The following is a 501-nucleotide window of genomic DNA, read 5'->3' on the forward strand; positions in this document are numbered from 1 at the left end:
CTACTGCCGAGATTCAGAAAGAACAGATCAAAGTACAATTAAATACGCTTGAAAATGATCTGAATATTGCAAAACTACAGTTTCAGTTGCTTCTTCAGTCGGAGACAGCTTACCAACCTATTGCGGATAAGCCTATCATGAACGTAGGACTTCAGGTTTCCGAGGAAATGGTAAAACAACACCCTGAGCTTCAATATTTGCAGCAACAAATTAAAGTAGGAGAAGCTGAAGTACAGCTTGAAAAAAGCAGATTGCTTCCCGAGCTTCTTATCGGTTACACCAATCAAAGCATGAAAAACATTAATAACAACCGTTTTAATTCAGTTCAGGTGGGTGTAGGAATTCCATTGTTTACAAAGGGACAAAGAGCATTGGCCAAGGCCGCACAGGCTAAAATTGCTATTTCCGAAAATCAGTATCAAAGAAAAGAAATTGAACTTAAAAACAGGCTGGGGCAACAGCTGAGCAACTATATGAATCAGCAGAAAATTATTGAAAACT

At 38.5% G+C, this 501-nt stretch carries 1 protein-coding gene; it reads left to right on the forward strand.

Features of this window, described 5'->3' with window-relative positions:
- A partial coding sequence (locus BBH99_RS13105) for a TolC family protein (RefSeq protein WP_131799225.1) occupies positions 1 to 501 on the forward strand: 501 nt, incomplete at both ends.

The organism is Chryseobacterium contaminans (assembly GCF_001684955.1).
Lineage (GTDB): Bacteria > Bacteroidota > Bacteroidia > Flavobacteriales > Weeksellaceae > Chryseobacterium > Chryseobacterium contaminans.